Raw genomic sequence first — 321 nt, 5'->3', positions numbered from 1 at the left:
CTGCCGTAGCCGCTAACGCATCCGCCCGAGCCTCTCCCGCACCCGGCGCGCGTCGCGCAGCCGCTGTTCGTACGTCGCACCGATCGCGAGCAGCAGCAGCCCGGCGAGCGCCGGGAACGCCCAGCGGGGGAGCGCGTCGAGGACCTGCACCACATGCGGGGCCAGCTCGTGCAGCGCGTCCAGCGCCAGCACCGCACCACCCAGCACCAGCGGGGCCTGGAGCCGGCGCAGGGCCCCCGCCAGCGTCACCACCAGGGCCGCCGCGCCCAGCAGCAGCGGGCGCAGCCAGTACGGATCCCGTCTCTTATACACATCTCTGAT

1 protein-coding gene is annotated in these 321 nt (G+C 73.8%); it reads right to left on the bottom strand.

All coding sequences use genetic code 11. The annotated features are described in order from the left end of the window. Positions 1–12: 12 nt before the first annotated feature. A partial coding sequence (locus tag IH13_RS0115645; RefSeq protein ID WP_420713365.1) for an SCO7613 C-terminal domain-containing membrane protein occupies positions 13–321 on the bottom strand: 309 nt, incomplete at its 5' end.

The organism is Streptomyces sp. NRRL WC-3549 (assembly GCF_000721935.1).
Classification (GTDB): Bacteria; Actinomycetota; Actinomycetes; order Streptomycetales; family Streptomycetaceae; genus Streptomyces.
Note: the sequence above shows the minus strand (reverse complement) of the source record. Positions and strands in the feature narration are given on the sequence as shown.